12 protein-coding genes and 2 pseudogenes are annotated in these 18873 nt (G+C 68.9%); all 14 read right to left on the bottom strand.

The features are described 5' to 3' along the window. Window positions 1-441 precede the first annotated feature (441 nt). The 14 genes and pseudogenes from FNV62_RS37940 to FNV62_RS37880 all read right to left on the bottom strand — a co-directional run bounded on the left by FNV62_RS37940 (window position 442) and on the right by FNV62_RS37880 (window position 18604). Window positions 442-3069 (bottom strand): SpoIIE family protein phosphatase, encoded by a 2628-nt coding sequence (locus tag FNV62_RS37940; RefSeq protein ID WP_144315841.1) that lies wholly within the window; start codon window positions 3067-3069, stop codon window positions 442-444. Further along, window positions 3066-3563: a SpoIIE family protein phosphatase gene (locus tag FNV62_RS37935; RefSeq protein WP_225900499.1), complete on the bottom strand. Its 498-nt coding sequence runs from the start codon at window positions 3561-3563 to the stop codon at window positions 3066-3068. The genes FNV62_RS37940 and FNV62_RS37935 overlap by 4 nt, the downstream gene beginning before the upstream one ends. Continuing rightward, window positions 3560-3802 carry a hypothetical protein gene (locus FNV62_RS56015; protein ID WP_225900498.1) on the bottom strand — a complete coding sequence of 81 codons (243 nt, stop codon included), beginning with the start codon at window positions 3800-3802 and terminating at the stop codon, window positions 3560-3562. Before FNV62_RS56015 ends, FNV62_RS37935 begins: the two co-directional genes overlap by 4 nt. 1122 nt (window positions 3803-4924) lie before the next feature. Further along, window positions 4925-5134 (bottom strand): annotated as a pseudogene (locus tag FNV62_RS57645) (peptide-methionine (R)-S-oxide reductase); the annotation flags it as partial. A 63-nt stretch (window positions 5135-5197) separates the two neighbouring features. Beyond that, window positions 5198-5694 (bottom strand): annotated as a pseudogene (locus FNV62_RS57640) (IS630 family transposase); the annotation flags it as partial. Window positions 5695-6009: 315 nt separating this feature from the next. After that, window positions 6010-6402: a hypothetical protein gene (locus tag FNV62_RS37920; RefSeq protein WP_097286612.1), complete on the bottom strand. Its 393-nt coding sequence runs from the start codon at window positions 6400-6402 to the stop codon at window positions 6010-6012. Beyond that, window positions 6402-8747 carry a DUF4132 domain-containing protein gene (locus tag FNV62_RS37915; RefSeq protein WP_144315840.1) on the bottom strand — a complete coding sequence of 782 codons (2346 nt, stop codon included), beginning with the start codon at window positions 8745-8747 and terminating at the stop codon, window positions 6402-6404. The genes FNV62_RS37920 and FNV62_RS37915 overlap by 1 nt, the downstream gene beginning before the upstream one ends. After that, window positions 8747-11245 (bottom strand): DUF4132 domain-containing protein, encoded by a 2499-nt coding sequence (locus FNV62_RS37910; RefSeq protein WP_144315839.1) that lies wholly within the window; start codon window positions 11243-11245, stop codon window positions 8747-8749. The genes FNV62_RS37915 and FNV62_RS37910 overlap by 1 nt, the downstream gene beginning before the upstream one ends. Window positions 11246-12176: 931 nt before the next feature. Next, the gene (locus FNV62_RS37905; RefSeq protein ID WP_144315838.1) at window positions 12177-14126 is read right to left on the bottom strand and encodes a hypothetical protein; all 1950 of its coding nucleotides are present in this window, start codon (window positions 14124-14126) and stop codon (window positions 12177-12179) included. Beyond that, on the bottom strand, window positions 14123-15085 hold the full coding sequence (locus FNV62_RS37900; protein WP_225900900.1) for a protein phosphatase 2C domain-containing protein: 963 nt from the start codon (window positions 15083-15085) through the stop codon (window positions 14123-14125). Before FNV62_RS37900 ends, FNV62_RS37905 begins: the two co-directional genes overlap by 4 nt. An 8-nt stretch (window positions 15086-15093) precedes the next feature. After that, window positions 15094-15771 carry a vWA domain-containing protein gene (locus FNV62_RS37895; protein WP_143603198.1) on the bottom strand — a complete coding sequence of 226 codons (678 nt, stop codon included), beginning with the start codon at window positions 15769-15771 and terminating at the stop codon, window positions 15094-15096. 30 nt (window positions 15772-15801) lie between these two features. Further along, window positions 15802-16293, bottom strand: a complete 492-nt coding sequence (locus tag FNV62_RS37890) for a hypothetical protein (protein WP_097286607.1) — start codon at window positions 16291-16293, stop codon at window positions 15802-15804. Between the two features lie 2 nt (window positions 16294-16295). Further along, window positions 16296-17972, bottom strand: a complete 1677-nt coding sequence (locus FNV62_RS37885; RefSeq protein WP_143609430.1) for a DNA/RNA non-specific endonuclease — start codon at window positions 17970-17972, stop codon at window positions 16296-16298. Beyond that, window positions 17969-18604, bottom strand: coding sequence for a sensor domain-containing protein (locus tag FNV62_RS37880; protein WP_205523175.1), 636 nt, complete (start codon window positions 18602-18604; stop codon window positions 17969-17971). The genes FNV62_RS37885 and FNV62_RS37880 overlap by 4 nt, the downstream gene beginning before the upstream one ends. Window positions 18605-18873: the final 269 nt, after the last annotated feature.

The following is an 18873-nucleotide window of genomic DNA, read 5'->3' as shown; positions in this document are numbered from 1 at the left end:
GCCGGACGCCAGCCCTGTCCCGCTCGGACAGATGGGGGTTCCCCCGAAAAGTGCACACCGTTTCACGTTCGGCGACTCCGACGCGAAGATCAACGGACGGACGCCGCCTCGCTTGCCCCGCACGCCCAGCAGCTGGTCGACGACGTCGCCGCGCTGAAGAAGGACTTCTGCCACCAGGACTTCGACCCGAACGACCTCCCGCTGCGCACCCACGAGATCCTCGAGAACACCCTGCAGCAAGAACTCACCGGCGCCGCCGACTACGGCGGCGGAACCTGGCCGGCCCCCACCGAGGCCAACATCAACGGCACCAAGGAACTCCTCGGCCTGCTGGGCCCTTGATGCACGCTCCACCGGCGGCGGCTACTTCTTCGCCCTCCCGGGCGTGAAGGACCGCTCCGACGGACTCGGTCCCCGCTTGCTGAACAGCTGAACATACGTTCACGACAGAGCCTGCTCTGCCCAGATGATCTTGCCGGAGGGCATGTAGCGAGTTCCCCACTGCTCGGTGATCTGGGCCACGATGAAAAGGCCGCGGCCGCCCTCGTCGTCGTTGGCGGCGTGGCGGAGGTGGGGTGAGGTGTGCCCGGTGTCGGAGACCTCGCAGATGAGGCTCTGGTCGCGGATGAGCCGGACATGGATCGGTCCGGCTGCGTGACGGATGGCATTGGTGACCAGCTCGCTGACGATTAGTTCGGTCGTGAACGACAGGTCTTCGAGTCCCCACTCGGCCAGTTGGCCCGTGGTCGCCGTACGGGCGTCGCCGACCGTCGCCGGGTCGGCGTCCAGCTCCCACACCGCCGTCCGGTGCTCATCGAGCATCTGCGTGCGTACGAGGAGCAGGGCGGCGTCATCGCCCACGGGCCCGGGCAGCAACGTCGCCACCGCACGGTCGCAGAGCTCCTCCAGGGGAAGCCGGTGCTGGGCGAGAATGCCGGCGAGCAGGCCGAGCCCCACGTCGGTGCCATTGTCGGGGGCTTGGACAAGGCCGTCGGTGAAGAGGGCGATGAGGCTGCCCGCGGGTAGCTGGAATTCTGCGCTCTGGAAGGGCCGGCCACCCAGCCCCAGGGGTGGGCCCGGCGGGAGTTCCGGATAGGTGACGGCGCCGTTGTCCGGGCTCACGACAGCGGGTGGCAAGTGGCCCGCACGCGCCATGCTGCACAGCCCGGACACCGGGTCGTACACCGCGTACAGACAGGTCACCCCGAGGGCCTCGGCACCCTCGGAGCCGGTGCTGTCCCCGCCGTGCACACTCGCTTGTTCCTTGGCGTTCTGCCCGACCACGTCGTCCAGGTGCGCGAGAAGCTCGTCCGGAGGAAAGTCCAGCCGGGCGAGGACGCGGACGCTCGTACGGAGACGTCCCATGGTGACGGCAGCGTGCAATCCGTGGCCGAGCACCTCGCCGACGACCAGGCCGACACGGGAACCCGACAACGGAATGAGATCGAACCAGTCACCGCCGACCCCGGACCGGCTGTCGGCGGGCACGTAGCGGCTCGTCGGCTCGACAGCCGTCTGCGGCGGCAGGCTACGGGGCAGCAGGCTTCGTTGGAGCCTGAGGGAAGCGGCGTAACCACGCGTAGTGACCAGCATCAGCACGACGCCGAGCAGCAGGGCTCCGAGCCCCACGACGGTCACTCCGCCCGTCCGTCCGATGAAGGGCAGGTCGATGGAGGTGGCGCCGTAGTCGGGGTCGGCATAGACGACGAAGGCGGCGTAGTAGAAGAAGTAGAACATCATCAACCCGCCCAGACCCGGCAGCAGGCCCTTGAACAGGAAGTCCCGGGAGCTGCGGGTGAGCACCTTGCGGTAGTACCAGACACAGGCGAAACCGGTGAGGCCGTAGTAGAACGCGATCGCGAGGCCGACCGATTCGATGGAGTCGGCCAGGACGTTGCGGCTGATCGTCGTCAACAGGATGAGGAAGCCGATGGAAACCAGGCCCACGCCGACCGTCGACCAGGTCGGGGTGAGGAATCTGCGGTGGACCCGGGCGAGGCGGGAGGGGATGGCCTTGTGTGCGGCCATGGAGAAGACGGTCCGGGCCAGGGGCAGGATCGTGGTCTGGGTGGAGGCGACCGCGGAGGTCAGCACCATGAAGATCAGTAGCTTGCTGAAGAACCAGCCCGGGCCCTGGCTGCCGAAGACGGCGTTGCCCAGGCCCGAGAGCACATCCCCGGAGTTGTTCGTGTTGCCCAGCCCGATGCCCTCGGTGCCGACTCCGGCGAACGCTTGCGCCGAGGTGGAGACCAGGCCGTAGACGATCAGCAGCAGCACGGTGGAGATGACCGCCGCACGCCCGGGGGTGCGCGTACTGTCGGCGGTCTCCTCGTTGACGGTGACAGCGGTGTCCCAGCCCCAGTAGATGAAGACGGCGGCGAGGACGCCGGCGGTCAGTGCTCTGGCCGAGTCCACGTGGAGGGGGTTGAACCAGGAAGCGGAGACGTGGATCGCGGTCGGAGGCGGGCTGACGTAGACCTTGACCAGGGCCGTGACGGCGAACAGGACCAGCATCGCCACCTCGGTGCACAGCAGCCAGCGCTGAACGGTGGCCGAGACCTCGATGCCGACGTAGCAGACCGCGGTCGTCACGATGATCCAGATGACGCCCGCGACGGTGGTCCACATCCTGCTGTCCGCGAGTGAGTCGAAGCCCAGGAGCCGGAAGCCGTAGATGCCGGCGATCTCTGCGAGGTTCGCCATGACGATGACGTCGGCGACGATGATGCCCCAGCCGCCCATCCAGCCCGTGCGCGGACCGAAGGCGCGGGTGGCCCAGGTGAAGGCCGTCCCGCAGTCGGCGTCGCTCGTGTTGAGCTCCTTGTAGGCGTAGGCGATCAGCAGCATGGGGATGAAGGCCAGCATCGTGATGATCGGGGCCTGCAGCCCGACCCCCGCCACAATGAGGCCGAGTGTGGCCGCCAGGCTGTACGCCGGGGCGGCGGAAGCCAGTCCGATGACTACGGCGGAGAGCAGCCCCAGGGCGTCGGTTTTCAGCCCCTTCTTACCGGCGGCCGAGCCAGGCGCAAGCGGCGCGACGGACTCTGCGGGACCACCGAAGAGCTTCACATCTGATTCCAACTCCGCGGCTCACTCGCGCGCAACACGGGCTTTCCGTGGTGGCGGCCCGCGTGCCTGGTGGGCATGCGGCGGATGGCGATGAGGGCGGCATCGTCGAGGCGTCCTCCGGTGCGGGCGAGCAGATCGCGCCGCAGGTGGTGGAGAAGGCTCTCGGGAGTGTTGTCGGTCCACCCGGCGGCGCGTTCGGCGAACGAGCAGAAGGTGCCGTGCCCAGGGCTGAGTAGCAGGGGTGCCAGGTGGCCGCAGTCGGTCATCCGGGTGGCGGGGTCCCCCTCGGGGAACTCCATGAGCAGGGCGGTGACGAAGCGCTCCCCGGCCTCCTCCGGTTCGAAGTCGGCCAGGTAGCGGCTGATGCTCTTCTCCAGCGCGCCGGCCGGCGCGGGCAGAGTCGTGTTCTGGTGGGCGGCCTCACGGAAGGCGCCGAGCAGGAGGGCGGCCTCTCCGATGGCGGCCAGGCCCTTGCCCCTCGCGTCGCCGATCATCGCGCCTGCCCGTCCTCGGTGCGGGTGGCGGCATACAGGTCGCCACCGATCTGGTCCTCGTCCTCGGCCGCCAGGTACAGGCAGGCAACCTGAAGTGGGCCCGGCCGGTCCGCCGGGACCAGGATGTCCACCACCGTGATCACCACGATGAGCACAACCGGGATCACGAGCAGCGCATGGCCCGATTGCCACGGCTGCCTCAGATCGGCAAGGCGCTGCCGAAAACCCACATCTTCCACAGTGCACCGTCCGGGGGGCGGCTGACGAGCGCGGGGTACGGCGCCTGTCTCGGCGCGCGACCGTCACTCCGCGTACGTGCCTCGACCGAAAGGTCTGGACAGCAATAGGCCCCAGGCGACTGGCAGAGCAAGTGACCGTTGTCGACGAGACATGAGAAACGCGACGCGCGGACGGAGGTGGCGGCGCTCCGGCCGGTCGCCGCGTACTGATCGCCGGCGCGTTGCCGGCGCTGTTCCTGGCGCCCGCCCACTCCACCTGACGTGCTGCACCCGTAGTCCCGGCTCTATGAGCTGATCCGCGTGGAGAGATCCGCGATGCCTGCCGTTCACCGGCCCCCACGCCGCACCCCGGACCGTGCCTGCACCGGCACGGCCGCGGTCGGGATCGGCGCCGTTGTCCTGGTCATCGTCTGCTGCGCCTGTCCCGCTGCCCCGGCATATCTCTGTCGACCGTCATTGTCCGTTCTGAAGGGCACGCTTGGGGCACGGCATGGCCGGAGGCACGCCCGGTCGGAGCGTGTGGTCCTTGTTGTGCCGGGCAGGGGTCGCGCTGCGCAGCGTGCCCGGTGGGGCGCTGCGTACTCAATCATCCATGGCGCGCGTGGACCGAGGGTCGGACTATCCGGGGTGCCGTCGGCTTCGGCGGTGCACGTGGCTGCCCAAGGTCTCGAGGGCGCCAACCTTGACGAGGACGGCCGCCAGTACGGTGCCGACCATCCAGCCCGTCCATCGCGGGGCGGACAGCACGGCTTCGGGTGCGCCTGTGCAGCGCCGTGCCCAGCAACTGCTGCAAGCGCCTTCACGACACGGTCACCCAGGAGGAGGGCGTCGGCGCGGGTCTGTCCGTAACCGGCACGTCCTGCGGTCAGGCCCCTACGGCAAGACATACGTCGCCACCACCGCGACTCTCCCACCACGAAACCGCTGGTCACGCCCTTCCCATCTGGTGGTAGGCCCGCCGAGGGTTCGAGCCTGCGCAACCAGTCATCGAATCTGACGAACTCAGTGACGTCAGCCCGCGCCCCCACGGCTCCCTCGTGACGGGCTCCCGCCGGCGGATCGGCGTTCGCGACGCGCCACCCTCCCCCGATGTTCTGGCAGAGCCCCCGGCGCACGGAGCACCTATTCCTCGTCAGGGATCAACCGCATCGAGATCGAGTTGATGCAATACCACTGGTCCGTGGGCGTCTGATACCCCTCGCCCTCGAAGACATGCCCCAGATGGGAGCCACACCTGGCGCACCGCACCTCGGTCCGCACCATCCCGTGTGAATGGTCGGACACAAGTTCCACCGCATCCGCGTTATGTGCATCAAAGAAGCTCGGCCAGCCGTCGAGCTTCGCGCATGCACACTTCTCCAGCCGAACAACGCGGCACGACCACGGCAGATCACCGTCGGCCGCCCACACCAACGTCCCGACCGGCAGCGGGCGCAGCCGTTTGGCGATCGCCACCACCGCGGGGCGCGCCGGATCGCCGCGGGCGATCAGCTCGGGCCGCTGTCAGACGGCCACCTTCCGCAGGCGCCGATACAGCGTGCGGCGACTCATCTTCGGCCGTCCCAGGTACCGATACAGTCGCGGCACCGTCCACAGTCCGGGCTGTTTGAGCAGGGCGCTGATCCTCGCGCCCAACCGGCTGCCGCCCAGCCTGGGACGTCCGCAGCGGGGCCAGTCGTCCAGGCCGGCCGCCCCGCAGATGGTGAAGCGGCCGATCGAACGGCGCTCCGTGGCCGGGTCATACTCCAGCAGCACGGCGATCTGCGCCGGTGACAGGCCGTGCAGCGACAGCAGTACCATCACCGCCCGCGCCGCCATCGGCCACGCAGCAGACCGCGTAACCTCTCGCACCCGGTGACGGACGCATTGGCGAACATGGTGGACGGGCGCACACTGACCACGACCTCGCCGGGCGGGCGGACGGTGCTGACACCTCGATCGAACGCCCGGCGAGGGCCGTGTCAACGCCCCGCCCCAGACGGCCTCAACTCCCGTTACGCACAGAACCACTGGAAACGCGCTGAGCCGCAACAGCCCCACGGGCATGCCCTGTGCGGACAGCACTGGTCAACAGCGGCCGAGATCCGTACCGCCGCCCGGGCGGGCGGCTGACGGCGACGGTGGCCTGCCGATCAGGACGGAAGAGTTGCCCCCGGCCTGATGGACGCGGACAGGCTTGGCCTCGTCGGCTGAGAAATGCCGGTCTCTCAACCGCCGACGAGGGCGACGAGCTTGATGAAGACCAGGTCGGGATCGGCGATGAGATCCACGACTTCGTCGAGGTCCTCGACTTGGCGATCGCCGGCCAGCACGAAGAACCCGTTGGCAAGGAAGGCTCGCTCGGCGATCTCGGCCTGGCGCTCCCAGTCGATGCGGCGGGGCTCGCGAAGTCGGTAGCCGTTCAGCTCCATCTCGGCGTCGTCCGGGCGGACGAGTCCGTTGAAGCGATCGCTCGGGCGGGCGTTGTGCCGGGCGACCTCCTCGCGGACCCGGAGCCTGATCAGCTCCCGTACGGTCATCCGTTCGGGCAACCCGGCGACCTCCCACTCGGTGAGCGGCTTGCCCGTCGCGGTCTCGTCCCGGAACGTCACGGTGGCCATCAGGCACCTCGCTTGATCTGCGTGAGGATGGACTCGTCGGTGATCTCGGTGTCGGCGGCCAGCAGGAATGCCTTGCTGAGAATCAGGGTGAGCCGTTCGTCCTCGAACGGCAGGAACACCTTGCCGTCCCCCGAGCGCCGTGCCGGGACGATGCACAGGTAGCTGTCGTCCGGTTCCATCAGGATGTTGGCCGAGCCCAGGTGGATCTTGTACGTGCGCAGCTCGCCGCGGACGATCAGGAAGCGGCCGTCGAGAGTGCACCGGCCGGCGATCTTCAGGCGCGGCAGGATCCGCGCCAGCACGTCGCGGCGCGCCTCGGCGCTCTCGGTCAGCTCGGCGAACCCGGTCCGCTCCCAGTAGGTGCGCTCGGGGCCGCCGTCGGTCCAGTCGGGATCGGCGGCGATCGAGGTCACGCCCACGAAGAGGTCCACGTCGCGCATCGCCTCGCTGAACACCAGCGGGGGCACGTCGGCGAGCGGTGCCTCGCGCCAGGCGCCCGCCACCCGGCGGTCGAAGCGCACCTGGTCGGTCGAGGCCAGTTCGTCGTCGCCCGCCCAGTCGGCCCAGCTGTGGAAGAAGCGGACCCGCCACTCCCCCGCCGCCAGGGTGCGCTCGGCCTCGTCGCCGTCCCCGCCATCCCAGGGGCCGAGCCGGTCGCTCTTCCATCCCCGGGCCCGGAACAGGGCGAACATCCTGAGGTAGTGGACGATGTGCGCGGCGAAGCGGTTGGAGTAGACGCGGGTCTGCTCCTCGGCCGGGGTGAGGAGGTAGATCTCGCGGAACGCCTGCTTGAAGGGCTGCCGTATGCACCTCTCGGTGAGCAGGTCCCGCCAGGCCCGCACGGCGTGGGGGTCGGAGCGGAGCGGGTGCCAGAGCCGTACGGAGGCGTCGTCGGGCGCGTCGGGAAGGTGCTCGTCCGTCTCGGGCAGTACGGCCCGCCATTCGCCGGGTGCGACCTCGATCTCCCAGATCAGCCGGCGTACGAGGGTCCGGGCGAGGGGGTGCCCGGCCAGCTCGGTGCGCCACCAGCCGTACGGGTGGACGGCCTCGACGGTGAAGCCGCCCTCCAACGCGCGTACGAGGGTGACGAGTTGGGCGTTCACCCGCTTCACCAGGTCGCGCAGCTCCTTGACCAGGGCGGCGTGGTCGCGGCGGACCGGCGCCGGGACGCTGCGCAGCGGGCGGCCGTCCTTCTCCCAGGTCAGCGTGGCGGTCTCGGCGACCATGACGACGGCCTGGTAGTCGCCGGCCGTCCGGCGCAGGACGCCACCCACGGCGGAGCCGCTGATGGATGCGGTGTCGAACTCCAGCCTCGGCAGCCGCAGCGCCACGTCGGTCCGCTCGGCCAGGGCCGCGTCGACCTTCTTGAGCATCTTGTCGAGTTGCTTGGGCACCCCGGCGTGCCGGACAGTCCGGCGCATGGTGCGGATCGCGGTCACCAGCTCGGGCGTCGGGAAGTCCTGCGCGGCGCGGACCACCTCGTACAGCAGGGCCTGCGACGGAAGCGTCTTTGCCGCCGTCGGGGCGAGGGCGACGCCGGGCAGCAGCCGCTCGAACAGCTCCGGCAGCCAGGGCTCGTCGCGCAGCAGCGCCACCCGCAGGGCCTGTCCGAGCGAGGTGATCTCCCGGTCCGTGAACGCCTTGTCCGCCCGGTAGGGGATCTCGCCCGCCCGGATCGCGTCGGTGCGGTCGGCCGCCGCTTCCAGCGCGCGGCGGGCGAACGTCACGTAAGCGGGGTTTTCGGCCGACCTGCGCCACGCGTGCGCGAGCGGCGAGACGAACCTGTGGTCCCGGTCGATCTCGGACAGCAGCGCCCGTTCGGCCGGGGCGAGGCCGGCACTGACGGCGATCTCGTCCGCGACGATGGGGCCCACATCACGGGAGAGGCGCTCCACGGCCGCGCGCAGTGTCCCGTCGCCGGCGAGCCCCGCGACCGCGAGCAGCGCGTACGGCTGACGCACAGTGTCCTTCTCCAGCCAGAACCCGACCAGGGTTCGAGCCGGTTCGGACACGTCGGGCAGCGGCCCCGTGCAGCGCTCCAGCGCGCCCAGGCCCAGGGTGAGGTCCACCCAGCCGCGCTCCTCACACTTTTCGACGAGCGCCTCGAACATCCGGCGGCACGCGTCGGGCGTATAACGCGGCTGCCGTTCCCCGGCCGCGTCCTCGACCGCGAAGCGGACCATCGTCATCGCGTGCGTGGCCGAGGCGTCCACCCGGTAGGCCGTGACGAGCAGGCTGCCGAGCTCCTCATCGGAGACCTGCGACAGATCCGGGTGCCTGTCCTTGTCCTCGAGCATGAAATCCGGGTCGGTCAGCGCGCGCATCAGCCGGGCTGCGAGGTCCATCAGGCACCCCTCTTGATCTGGCGGAGGATCGTGTTGTCGGTGATCTTCGTGTCAGCGGCGAGCAGAAACGCCTTGCTGAGGATCAGGGTGAGCCGTTCGTCCTCGAACGGCAGGAACACCTTGCCGTCGCTCTTGCCGCGCGACGGGACGATGCACAGGTAGCTGTCGTCCGGTTCCATCAGGATGTTGGCCGAGCCCAGGTGGATCTTGTACGTGCGCAGCTCGCCGCGGACGGTCAGGAAGCGGCCGGCGAGCGTGCACCGGCCGGCGATCTTCAGGCGCGGCAGGATCCGCTCCAGCACGTCGCGGCGGACCTCGGCGCTCGCCGTCAGCGCACCGAACGTGGCCGTCCGCCAGTACCCGGCATAGCGGTCCCCACCCCGGTCGGTCCAGTCGGGATCGGCGGCGATCGAGGTCACGCCCACGAACAGATCGACGTCCCGCATCGCCTCGCTGAACACCGGCGGGGGCATCTCCGCCAGCGGAACTTCCCGCCAGCGCCGGCCGTCCCGCCGCTCGAAGCGGACCTGGTCCGTCGCGGCGTGCTCGGGCGCGTAGCCGCTGCCGTCGTCGTCCGCGGCGGGCTCGTGGTGGAAGCAGGCCCGCCACTCGCCGTCGCCGAACTCGGCCCGCGCCTTCCCGTCGTAGCCGCCGTCGTGCCGGCCGAGGAAGTTGGCCTGCCAGCCGCGTTCCTTGAACAGCGCGTAGAGCTGCCGGTAGTGGACGATGTGGGCGGCGAACCGGTTGGAGTAGACGCCGGTCTCCTCCTCCGCCGGGGTGAGCAGGTAGATCTCCCGGAAGGCCTGTTTGAACGGCTGCCTCAGCCGTTCGGCGACGAGCCGCTCCCGCCACGCCCTGATGTCGTCCGTCGACGCCCGGATCGGATGCCACAACCGAACACGCTCGGGCCGGCCGGGCGACTCGGCCATCGGTGCCACCGCACGCCACGTGCCGTCCGCGCCCAGGAACTCCCAGATCAGGCCGCGGACGAGAGCCCCGGTGACCGGATGGTCGCGGTAGTGGCGGCACCACTCGTCGTACGGCCACTCGCGCCCGGCCGACATCAGCGCCTCGACGCGGGCCCGCTCACCCGACAGTGTCCCCCGCACCTCCTTGGCCAGTGCCTTCAACTCCTGTAGATCGTCCGGGAAGCCGTCCTTCACCGCCGCCGGAGCCGTGCGGGACGTCCCCCCGTCGGAGCGCGTGAAGGTGATCCGCACGGTCGCCGCTTCCTCGATCGCCACCCGTACCCGGTGTCCGCCCAACTCCCGTTCCAGCGAACCGTCCGGCGCCAGGCCATGGTCCGGCACGCTGCGCTCGATGAGCTGCTCGGCTGTGATGCCCTGCTTCCCGGCTGCCGTCACCAGCGCGGTGTCGAGCTGCTTGCGCAGAGCCCGGTGCTTGATCCGGGACTGCAGCCGCCACAGGGCCTCCAGAGAGGTCGGATCGCCGGTCTCGGCCAGCGCGTTGATCGCCGCGCCCGCGAGCTTGAGGTCCTCTATCACGTCGGTTCCGGGTCCGCCGGTCCGCAGAGCGAGGGCGCCGAGGTGCCGCACCGCGGCCGGTCCGTCGGCCAGCGCGGCCGCCCAGACTATGCCGCGCGCCAGGTCACCGTCGTTCTGCTGGACGACGTAGTGGTAGTGGTAACCGTCGTGAAGCCAGCCCGTGTGCGCACCGCTTCCCCTGCTGCACAGCGGATCGTCCTCGGCCAGCGCCCGCAGGACGTCGGCCACGAGGTCCCGAGCCGACGCCGCGTCCGCGAGTTCGAGGCACGTCCGCCGCCACCTCTGCGTGGGACGCGGCCCCGACAGGCTCGCCAAGTGCCGTACAAAGCCCGCCAGTTCCGGCGTCGGAGAGGTCTTCGCACGGTCGCTCAGCGGGGAGGCCCAGGGAGCGTCGGCGGGGATCAGTCCCTCGGGGACGTACGCCTCGTCCACGCTCGCGAGCAGCGCGCGGAGGCGCTGGGCGAGCGACGCGCGCAGGCGCGCCTCGACAGAGGTGTCCATGAGCTCCGTGTGTGCGTGCCGCAGCCAGGGCATGACCGCACGGCGGCCGTCGGCGTCGAGCTGGTCGGCGGCGTTCAACACCAGCCCCAGCGAATTGGCGAACCAGAAGCCCATGTCGTACTCGGTGGCGCGGAGCAACATCACCGCGATCTCGTCGGGCGTCCAGCCGCGCACCCGCGAGATCAGGGGCTCGATCTCGACGTCGTACTGCCACAAGCTCGTGTCGTCGAAGCAGGCGGCCAGCATGAGGCACAGGACCGCGGCCCTGCCTTCCTCGTCAGCGCAGGCCGCGAGCCGCCCGTCGATCTCGGCCTGGGTCGCCGCGCCCGCCGCCCTGGATCGCCGGTGCTCGTGCCCCATGGACCGCCGGAACTCGGTCCGCTGACGTTCCAAGAGGTCGACGAGCCAGCGGACGCGGTCGAGCGCGGCGGACCTCACGTCGTCGAGTGAGTCGTTCCTACGGGATTCGGCCACCAAGGCGTCGTACAGCATGGCGGGATGATGACAGAGGGGACTGACAATGCGATCAACTCAAACGATCCTCCCGTCTGTTCATGTGATCTCCGGGTCCAATTACCGGCGGCCCGGAGGCGGTCCATGCACAGCGTCCGGGAACCGTGCCGTGTCTCGTCCCGCGGCGCCCAACGTCCACATTTCTGAAGCCGGACACGAGACTCCACTGGCACGACCGTGATCACGGGCTACCGATTCAGCCGGACGACCGTCTTGATCACCAACTGCCCGCCCCCGACCGGTGGCTTCCCCCATTCCCACGTCCCGTGTTCCGCGCCGAGAGTTTCGAACCTGCGCAAGGGCACCAACGAAGGCTCGGCGGCACTTCACCGACCCGTCCCCGGGGCGACCGGCACCAGCCGGACCGCCCCTCCACCCTCACCGTTGCACAAATCCGCAGATCAGCGCCCCGCACACGACCAGCCATGTTTTGTGGCTCCCGCCCAGGACTCGAACCTGCGGCCAACACCGGCTCGGAGTGGCTGGCCTATCCCCCGTCCGCCAGCCCCCACCACAGCAGGCCATACAGCGGTCCGGGAGCCATGTTCCGGGAAACAGCGCCACACCCCCGCCGTTCCCAACCGCCCCGTACCGACCCGCTGGCTACGGATTTCACGGCCAGATGCCCTGCAATCCAGTTAACGCTCCGTCAGGCGAATCCAGCGACAATCCGGCAGTGGTACGGACAACCAGGTATGACAACAGGTGCCGAAACGTCAGGACATCCCGCTCGGATCCAGCACCGGAAACAGCGACGGGGTCGACCCTGGCTAGGGCCTGTCCGGCGGATCAGGTCGCGGGATCACCGCGCCGGTCCCGACCCTGCTCAGACCCAACGTCGGCACCTTCCGCGGAGTTCGCCCGAGGTGCGCGTGCTGCCGCGGCCGGTGTGCAGAATGCGGTCGGAAACCTACTTCCATCTCCAGCACACTGTGTAGGCGAGTGACGGATAGTCCGAGGGCTTCCACGTGGTCGAGCCGTAGTTTCCGCAGAAGGCGCCGGCGTCGTATTGGCTGGTGCGCCCGTTGACCACCACGTTCGAGGCGGCGCAGGAGCCGACGTTGGTGAAGGTCACGTCCTGGCCGCTGCCGGACTTGAGGAGGCATTCGTTCTTCGTTGCGTATCCGGCGTCGTCGGGGTAGTTCATGGACAGGCAGAGCAGCACGTCCAGTCCTGAGTCGCTTGCGACCCCGAAGTGCTTCCACTGGTTGTAGTGCGGCCAGGAGTTGCACTTCGAGTCGTCGCTGGTGCCTCTGTAGGTGGCCAGGACCTTGAAGTTCCCGGTCTGACAGGTTTGGGTGCTCCATGAGCCGGTGCCGCTGGAGCCGTAGACGCAGTCACCCTGGTGGGCGTGGTAGGCGGTGCCGCCGGGACTCTGATAGCTCAGGCACAGCACGAGGTCGTTGCGTGCGGAGGACACGCTCTCGTCGTTGTCGGTGACGTTGTCACAGCTGGACAGGTCGGTCGTGTCGGAGTAGATGCTCACGACCTTGAACGCCCCGTCCTTGCAGTCGGTCGCGACGAGGTCGGGGTCTTCGCTGGTCCCGTTGTCGTAGAAACAGGACCCGACCTCGGCGTCGGCGATGGCGTCGGGGGTCGGGGATTCTGACGGCGTATCGGGTTCAGAGGTCGCGGGGTCGGGGTCTATGGGGTCGGGGTCCGTGGACGCGGGGTCGGTGGGTAGGGAGTCGGGCACGGCCGGGAAATCCGACACAGCCGGGGCGACCGACCCGGAAGCCGTCCCGGAATCGGCCTGGTTAGAGTGCGTGGCGGCGAGAGCGAGAAGCGCGACGAGTACGACCGCGACGCTCGCGGCGAAGCCGGCTCCGGTTTTGGCTTTGGCTGGTTTCCTGCCCGGGGCGGCCCCTCCCGGCAGGGGGCTGCCCGGAGCGCGCCGGGTTCGCTGCGTTCGCCGGGTTTGTCGAACCGGCGCCGACACTGCCCCGGGGCCGGGTCCTGCCGGCGCCGATGCCGGAGCGGTCGATGCTGTTGTGGCGGCGGCTGCGAGGGTTTCCGCCCACAGAGCCGGAGTCGGACGCCTGGTCGGGTCGGGATCGAGGCTGCTGCGGGCCAGGTCGACGAGTGCTGGGCCGACGGGTGCCAGCGCGGCGGGGTCGGTGGCGGTCTGGTCACGGGCGATGAGGCGTACGGCGAGCAGGGCGAGCTTGTAGACGTCGCTGGCGCAGGTCGCCTTCTCCTCTCCGTCGGGGATCTGCCAGTCGGGAGTCTCGGCCTGGGGGAGGACGGTGGCGCCCCGAAGACGCATGGCATCGGCGTCGATGAGGAAGCACTCGGCGTGCGGGGCGGTGGCGAACAGCAGGTTCTTCGGGGAGAGGTCTCCGACGGTGATGCCGAGGCGGTGGAGCCGACTGAGCGTCGTGGCCAGGTCGCCCAGGATGGCGAGACGGTCCCGGCTGCTGATGGTCAGACCGACGCCGGCCACGTAGGCGTCGTCGTTGAGGAGATACTCCATGTTGGCGAGTCGCTGGGTTCCGCTCGCTCCGCCGAGGTTCTGGAACGCGAACCGGAAGCGCTCGGGAACGGCCCGCATGAGGAACCCGCAGGTGTGCCCCTGACGTTGGACCACGGCCGCGGGCCAAGCGGTCCTCTCGCACAGCCACTTGGCGTCCGCCGCGTTCAACCCGCCGATCAGCTCGGCTCTCGACGCGAGCGCGTCCGCACGCAGGGCGGGCAGTACGGCAGGACCGTACTCCTTGTAGACCACGTCCCAGCCGTCGCCCGCCGCCTCGTTGATCTTCCGGTTCGTGACCTCGTAGACCGCGCCCTGGCCGCCCTGGCCCAACTGCCTTCCCAGGGTGAGCTTGTGATGTTCGACCATGGGGGTTCGCGGGGAGTTCACCACTGCCCCTCAGGTGTCGTGGGCCAGATCGTCAACAGGGTTCTGTCGTCGTCGAAGGTCTCCCGGGAGAAGTCCAGCAGGTGCGCGAACCACAGGGGCGGCGGCGGGTGCGCGAGGTGGCGGGCGAAGAGGGAGCCGACCTGGCCGTCGCCGTCGCCGAGCGGGTCGGCGAAGCCGTCGGTTCCGATCAGCAGCGCCTCGTGGGAGGACAGGCGCCTGCTGGTCTGCTCGAGCGGATCGGGCACGTGGGGCAGGGGGGTCACCGTGCTGGACACCAGGAGGACGTCCGACCCCGTCTTGGTGGGGAACAGGGGCAGGAACTGTCCGCGCGAGCGGTCCAGGGTCCATGCTCCCGAGTCCCCGATGCGGCACAGCTCGACCAGGGGCCCGACGGGTTGAGGGCGGACCACGCCCGCCACGAGCGTCGTCGCGTACAGGCCGGCCACCTCGCTGAACTCCGGGTCCCGTCCGCCGAGGCGCCACCGCGTCAGCTCACGCAGTCGATCGGCCGCGTGGCATGCCACGTCACGCAGGTCGATGGGTTCTCCAGGCTGGTCGAGCAGGTGGAGCAGCCGGTCCAGGGCTGCCTGGCAGGCCGCTACGGCGCCCTGCTCGGAACTGGACGCACTGGAAACGCCGTCGGCGACCGCGAAGACGATGCTGCCGGTGGCGGTGTGTACCGCCGCTCGTGCGGCGTCCTGCCGCGGTTGCCGGTAGTAGCGGTGCTTGGCACCGCGCACCGAGGCGAACCGCATGGCCAGCTCCGTGGTCGACCAGCCGTCGCATTCGGTGTCCGGGAAGTCGAAGTCGTACTGGCCAGGGGGCAGCGCCTCGAACTCTGGCCCCGGGGTTCCGATCACGATCCGGTGCCAGGGCGCGGGGTGCGTGGGGTGCGTGGGGTGCGCCTGGGCCGATGCCTTCTGTGTCCCAGCGGGCGCGAGGGCGTTCTCCGGGTTCATGTTCACGGTCACACCTCGTCGATCGCCATGGTGAACTGGTCCGGCCGGTTGACCACGAGCTGCGGGCTCACCGAGTTCAGCGCCTGCCCGGAGGCGACCAGGCTGGCGGTCAGCGAATGGAAGAACTCGGAGATGGCCTGACCGATGTCGGTCCCGGCCTTCGCGACGAAGGCGAATTCGGGGCGGGTCGCCACTTCGAGCATGGTGTTGGCCCGGGCGTCGCCTATACCGCAGGCGATGATGTTCGGGGCCGTCGGGGTCTGGGACTTGTCGGTCAGCGCGGCGTGGGGGCCGCGCCAGGCCCCGCCGTCGGTGGGCTGCCCGTCGCTCAGGAGGAACACCACGGGGCGGTGCACCTTGTATCCCTCGCCGCGCAGCCACTGCACATCGGCGGGAATCCGATGCAGCAGATCCTCGAACACGGCCTTGTAGTTGGTGAGTCCACGGATCTCCATCTGAGGCAGGGTGCCCTCGGTACGCATGTCGGCCACGGCGAGCCGCACCTGCACGTCGTCGGAGAACCCCAGCACCGCCAGCCGCAGCTTCGCCGCGACCATCGGCTCTGCGCGAAGTCCCTCGCACAACGACACCAGTCCGTTGGACAGTTCCTCCTGGTACGGACTCATCGAGCCTGACTCGTCGGCCAGTACGTAGGCCGGCAGCAGTACGCCTTTTGTCTCGGACATCCGGATCCCCTTCTTGAGTGATTGTTTTTCCTACATCTCGATGTCGAGGGGGAGCGGCGGCCATTCAGGCATCCAGTCGGTCTCCAGCTCTCCTGACAGGACACCGATGAACCATTCGCCGAACTCGTGAGTTGTTCCGAGCCAGTCCCGATGGTTCCGGCGGAAAGCCGAAACGGTCCAGCGCCCGTCGTCCTGGGGTTGCAGGAAGAGCTGGTCGCCCTCAATCGTGTTACCCCACAAGAGCGATCCACCCGGGGTCGGCAATACCGCACAGGGAACGGTCGTGTTCTCGTCCATGTGCGTTCCCATCTGCTCCGCGTAGGAACGGATGCTCGACGCTCCGGCGAGGAAGATGAACTCACCGATCATGGTGTGGCCGTACGCTCCGGCGACCTCGATGAAATCCGAGGGAAACCGGACTCCCCATTCTTGACCGATCTGCGCGACAAGGTCGGCTTCCCCGTGGCGCACGGGGGGACCGAGAATCGGGATGAGCGTGTCGAGTACCTCGTTGGTCCGCATTCTCAAGATCCCTTCCGGCAGTGGCTTCCGGCACCTGTGGGGTTGTTCTTGATGACGCATTCCTCTTGGACATCACCCTGGGTGTCGTAATCGATCGAAGTGGGCAAAACAGAGTCCGGATCCCCGTACCGTGGATATGCCTCGACGTACACACTGCCGCCTGCCTTGATGGCTTTCACGACCGGATCTTCCGCGTGCGTGTACATCCATTGGTTGGCTTGTTGGTACAGGGGAACGAAGTTCCGGGTGTCCTTGTTCGAGCCGCCCATGGCATAGCCGATGAGGTGTCCCCGGGCCCGGTTGTCCAGAGGCAGGGTCGTCAGACCCGGCAGGGGGAAGCCAAGCCTGGGTCGTTTCCCATTGGTGTAGTTCCTCAAGCCGAGTTGCGCGAAGGCCCCGCTGGCCACGCATGCTCCAGCCTGCTCGTGGAGGGGCAGGTAGACGATGTAGAAGATGCCGCGATCGGTGAAGCTAGGACCTTTGTTGCACCTGTCCTTGGTCCTGTCGTCGGCTGGGACAGTCACGGTCCCGTCTATGACGACCGGGCGGCCGTTGAGCCTCGCGGTGGCCTGGCCGCCGTGGGCGAGGGCGTTGTTGAAGGCGGTCCTTCCTTGGGAGGTGTTGGCGGTGCTGGTCTGGATTTCGATGGCCTTGTAGTGGCCGTTTTCTTCGGGCAGCAGGCCGTCGTAGGTGGCGGTGGGTGCCAACTGTGCGGCGGCCGATGCCGACTGTTTCGAAATCGTGCTCGGCGAGAGCTGTGCCACGACGGGCTGGAATTTCACGGGGGCTTTGTTCTTCACCGCGTAGTAGCTGATGGATGCCACCTGGCCGGCCCGTGAGGTGGCATCGCCGCCGGGGGCCTGGGCTGCCTGGGCGGTGGGCTCCAGGGGCCCGGTCGCGTCTCCGCCCTGGGCCATGGACGTGGCTTGCGTCGGTGGGGTGTCGAGCTGGTCCTGGAGCGCGGTCGCAATCTCCACGAGCAGTTGCTGATGCTGCGTCTCCAGCTGCTGCTGGTCGGACGTCCAGGTCGCGACCTGTGCGTTGTGGTCGGTCATCTCCGTGGTCAGCTCGGCCTGCTCGACGCCGAGTTGGGCTTCCTCGACGTCGAGCTGCTTCTGCTCCGCATTGATCGATGCCGTCTCCTGGTGCAGCGCGACGCCCTCGGCGTCGAGCTTTTCCTTCTCGGCCACGGCCGCTTCGTACGCGGCCCGCTGCTCGGGCACCACGTAGTCGTGCGAGGTGGAGTTCCAGGCATCCACCTTCGCCTCGTAGGCGTCCATCTTGCTGTTGTGGGCTTTCACCCGGGCAGCGCAGGTGGCGTCCTTGGTGTTGTAGGTGTCGGTCTGCGAGTTGACCTTGGCCGCTTTTTTGGTGAGTGACTGCTTCTCGGTGGTCAGTTCCGTCTTGCGTCGCTCGAGTTCTTTGACCTTGTTGTTGTAGGGGATGACGTCCTTCAAGACGATGTCGGAGGGAAGGCCGCCGCTCACGGAGACTGATGCGGGGACCTCGGTACTCGCCGGCGCGGTTGCCGTGCGGGGCATCGTCGAGGTCGCGGCCGCTGCCGGGCCCGCGCTGAGGACCGGCACGAGCAGCGCCGTGAGAGCCGGCACGACAGAGTGGCGTCCGCCGTTCCGACGGGACCGGGATGTGCGGTGGGTCCTCTCAGCTTCGGCGTTCATCCGCGCACCTCGGCAGCGACCCGGCGGGTGAGCGCCTGGACGGTCGACCGCCCGTCGCCTGCCTCACAGATCCCCACCTGTAGGAGCGACTTGCCCTTGAGCTGTGCCTGGCGATAGCAGGCCCAGCCGTTGCCGCCGTCTTGGGTGGCTGTCCAGGAGACGCTGTTCGAGGCGGTGCCGTCGATGCGATAGGTCCACTTGGAGCCGCGGCCATCCTGGTCGGTGCGGACGGCCGACGAGCAGGAACGGAGCCCTGCGGTCAGCGTCCGCAGGAGAGCACCGGCCTTCTCACGGTCGGGATAGACGCCGACGACCTGGGTCATCGTGTAGTTGCCGAGTCCTCCGGCGTCCTGGTAGGTGGCGGACAGGAAGGCTGTCCAGTCCTTGCCGAAGACTGCTTGGGTGGTCGGCCCGACTGCGATGGCGCAGCTCGATGGATCGGCGGCCAGGGCTGGAGAGGGCTTGCTCGCCTCGGAGCTGGAGGTGAGGGTCATCCCTGTCAGCCGGCTCGCCTCGTCCGGAGTGAGCAGCGCGGCGTGCACCGTCCCAGCGACCAAGTGCGGTGGGACGGGGGTGGGTTGGCTGGGCCAGCACCACCAGCCGATGCCGGCCAGTGTGAGGCAGGGCAGCACGGCGACGAGCGGCAGCCGCCATCGACGTAGCGTCAGGCCGATGCGACCCCGAGTGCGGGGAGGCCGCGGCGCGGGCGCCTGAAGAGATGAAGGTGATCCGGTCGAGACGCTCGGACCGCCGCCGGTGCCGGGCCCGTTCGGCTTGGCCGGGGTGGGCGCGGTCAACTGAGCGAGCCGTGCTGGTGTCTTGGGAGCCGGTGTCTTGAGAGCCGGTGTCTTGAGAGGTGCAGGTCGTCCCATGGGGGGCGGTGTGGCCCGCGGGGTTTGTT

The sequence above is a fragment of the Streptomyces sp. RLB3-17 genome (genome assembly GCF_007113425.2).
Lineage (GTDB): Bacteria > Actinomycetota > Actinomycetes > Streptomycetales > Streptomycetaceae > Streptomyces > Streptomyces mirabilis_D.
The sequence above is the reverse complement of the archived record's forward strand: the minus strand, read 5'-3'. Positions and strand labels throughout refer to the sequence as shown.